3 protein-coding genes are annotated in these 3,572 nt (G+C 40.0%); all 3 read right to left on the reverse strand.

Annotated elements, in window-relative coordinates:
* Positions 1-152, reverse strand: a 152-nt coding sequence (locus HPY74_20340; protein ID NSW92957.1) for a hypothetical protein, incomplete at its 3' end; no start/stop codon positions are given.
* Positions 153-224: 72 nt separating this feature from the next.
* Positions 225-1,574 carry a 4-aminobutyrate--2-oxoglutarate transaminase gene (gene gabT / locus HPY74_20345; protein NSW92958.1) on the reverse strand — a complete coding sequence of 450 codons (1,350 nt, stop codon included), beginning with the start codon at positions 1,572-1,574 and terminating at the stop codon, positions 225-227.
* A 252-nt stretch (positions 1,575-1,826) separates the two neighbouring features.
* On the reverse strand, positions 1,827-3,572 hold a 1,746-nt coding region (locus HPY74_20350; GenBank protein ID NSW92959.1), incomplete at its 5' end, for a sigma 54-interacting transcriptional regulator.

Raw genomic sequence — 3,572 nt, forward strand, 5'->3', positions numbered from 1 at the left:
TCTGCTCCCTGGGGTACCTCTTTATTGAGGAGGTAGCTGCCCAGGCCCTTTCCCCCGAAATATCTCTTGAATATCTGATCCGGTATCTCTTCTGTTGTCCAGGTCTTTCCGCTTAAGTTCACCCTCAGCAGCCTGTTGTAGAATCCGTACATTCATCATCACACCTCGCCTTTAAGTTTGTTAAATAGAGAGTTCCCTCGCCAAATAAGGGAACTCTCATATGATTATTGTTGTTTGGATATACTTGAAACAGCATTTTCAAGTATATCCAAACCTTGCTTCAATTGATCATTAGTTATTACCAGCGGCATAAGCAATCTAATCACATTCCCTCTTACGCCTGCGTTCAAAACAACAAGCCCATTCCTCCAGCAGTTCTTAATTATTTCGCCGGTTTCTTCCTTAGCCGGTGTTTTGTTCTCCCTATCGCTCACCAGTTCGATTGCAACCATTGCTCCTCTACCACGCACATCACCGATAATATTGTACTTTTCTTTCATCTCATCAAACCTCTTTTTGCATATTTCTCCAATATTATTGGCCTTAGCTGCAAAATCGTCCCTTTTCAAAATTTCTATGACTTTAAGCGCTCCTGCTGCTGCTATTGGGTTACCGCAATATGTTCCTCCTATACCCCCAACCTGCGAGGATTCTATTATTTCCGTTCTTGCCGTGACCGCACCCAGAGGCAACCCTGCTCCCATCGATTTTGCCGTTGTAACAATATCGGGATATACGTCCCAATACTCGCAGGCGAACATTTTTCCTGTTCTGCAGAATCCGGATTGTACCTCATCCGCGATCAGTAATATCCCATATTTATCGCATATTTCCCTTAGGGCAGTAATATATTCATCCGGTGCTACCACAAAGCCCCCTTCCCCTTGTATAGGTTCAATTATTATGGCAGCTACATCTTCCGGCGCAACGTTTTCCATAAAGAAGTCATGTATCCTGTTTGCACAGTGCAAATTGCATTTACCGTACTCCAAGCCGTAGGGACAGCGGTAGCAGTAGGGATAAGGTATACGATGTACTCCTGGGGCAAACGGTCCGAACCCGAATTTATAAGGCTTTACCTTACTGGTTAGGCTCATTGTAAGTAAAGTCCTGCCGTGAAAGGCTCCGGTAAAAGTAATAATATCGCTCCGGCCGGTATACTTCCTGACAATCTTTATTGCATTCTCTACAGCTTCGGCCCCAGTATTTACAAGCATTGTCTCTTTATCAAAATTACCAGGAATGATATTATTCAATTCCTCAACCAACTGAAGATACTGTTCGTATAAAACAACGTTTATACTTGTGTGAAAGAATTTTTCTGCTTGCTCTTTTACCGCCGCTACCACTTCCGGATTGCTGTACCCTACATTCAACACCCCTATACCCCCGGCAAAATCAATGAAGACATTGCCGTCAACGTCTTCTATAAGAGCTCCTTCCCCGCGTCTGGCAAATATAGGGGTGGTCATAAACACACCTTTAGGAACATTTCTTTCAAATCTGTTTAGCAATTCCCGGCTTTTGGGCCCTGGGATTTCAGTTATAATTTTAGGTTCTAATGTGCTGGTCATAGATATAAGCCTCCTTTTGATGTATCAGTATAATAGCTACACAAGATCAGTCCTTAATGGCAAACTCCTTCCTTTTTATATTTATATGAGCAATATACATGCCATGACCGGCAAGCGAAAAACAAGCCTCTAAAATATAAAAAAAGATATGAATTGATTTAAAAAATTCATATCTGTATCACTGATTAACGAAAACAGGGTAAATTATAGCTTTGCTTTAATTCATTATTGAATTATGAATTTATGCCTGCATCAATTGTCGCAATTTTCACAATCGTTTTCCAAGTATTTTTTCAGCTTTCTCACTACAGTAGGCTGACTTATGCCAAGTACCTCAGCTATCTTGTAAGTATTTTTTAGATAATTATAGGCTGCAACAATTAGTTGCTTCTCGGTTTGTTCCATAGCTTCTTTTAAGGGTCTCAGCTTAGTCTCTACCATTTCTTCTTTTCTATTTTTAGATAAGAAACCTGGCAAATCGTCATAATCTATAACTTCATTGTCTGCCGTAACAACCAACCTTTCTATACAGTTTTCCAGCTCCCTTACATTTCCCGGCCAATCGTACTCCAATAATGCTTCAAAGACCTCCTTGCTCAATCGTATATTAGTTGAATACTTGAGATTCAGCTTTTCAACAAAGTACTTGGCTAATACGATAATGTCTTCCTTTCTCTCTCTAAGTGGGCAAATGTATAACGGTATAACGTTGAGTCTGTAATAAAGGTCTTCTCTAAATCTTCCTTCGCAAATCATCTTATTCAAATCCCTATTGGTTGCCGCAATTATCCTGACATCTACTGTCTTAGTATCTACTCCGCCAATTCTCATGAACTTCTTCTCATTTACCACTTTTAGTAATTTAACTTGCATATGAATCGGCAACTCGCTTATCTCATCCAAAAACAGTGTTCCTTTATCGGCCAGCTCAATCAGGCCTGTTTTACCATCCTTTCTGGCACCTGTAAATGCTCCCCTCTCATATCCAAAGAGTTCCGATTCAAGCAGTGTTTCAGGGATTGCCCCGCAGTTAATACTTACAAATTCTTTATTGCTCCTTTTGCTCATTTTATGAATCGTTTCAGCTATTAACCCTTTTCCAACTCCTGACTCGCCGCTGATTAAAACATTGGAATCAACCCGTGCTATTTTTTCCACCAGAGCCATGATTCCTTCCATTTTAAGACTCTTATATATTATGTTGCTCTTAATCCCGTCATTTTGCTTCAATATTTCCAGCTGATTGTAGTACGTTTGGGCAAGCTCTTTAGTTTCTTTTAATGCCTGCTGTAGTTCATGTATCTCGGTAATATCCTTCGAAGTACTGATTACCTGTACCAGCTTTCCATTACCGTCAAATACAGGATTGCCGGTTACAATCAGCACTTTGCCGCTATTGGTCCTTTGGGTAAGGGATATCATCTTTTTATCTCTAATAACTTTAATAGTAACGGACGGGCAAAACACGCCTCTCTTCTCGAGTTCCCGGACATTCCTGCCTACCAAGTCTTCTGTTTGCAGATTATATAGCTTCTCACATATCGCATTTACCTTCAGGACGTTTCCCTCTCCATCTGTTATAAATACTTCATCATAACAAGCATTAAATACGGATTCAAGCTCCCTATTTATGCCATTGCTAAGTCTGAATGTACTGACAAAATTGTCGCTGTTATCCGTATTGTCCAAGACGATCACAGCACCAATCGTATTTCTGTTTATAGATATTGGGCACATGTTTATATACCTTATCCTACTATTTACCCAAACGCTGGCAGATGTAATGCTCAATCCCTTGCTTAAAACTTCATCTATCATGTCGAAATGCATATACTGCCTAAAATTTCGACCTCGGATTTCCGCAAGCCCTTTATCTAAGAGATTTTCACCTGCTCTATTTATAAAAGTCACATTTCCATTAGTATCAATGACTACAACTGCTTTTTCAAACGAGTTCAAAAAAAGCAGTATCGATCCTTCTTTAAATATAGCTTCCAT

The organism is Bacillota bacterium (assembly GCA_013314855.1).
In the GTDB taxonomy this organism is placed as follows: domain Bacteria; phylum Bacillota; class Clostridia; order Acetivibrionales; family DUMC01; genus Ch48.

Coding starts and splice junctions, on each gene's coding strand:
- gabT (NSW92958.1), bottom strand. CDS start 1,574: ATGACCAGCACATTAGAACCTAAAATTATAACTGAAATCCCAGGGCCC.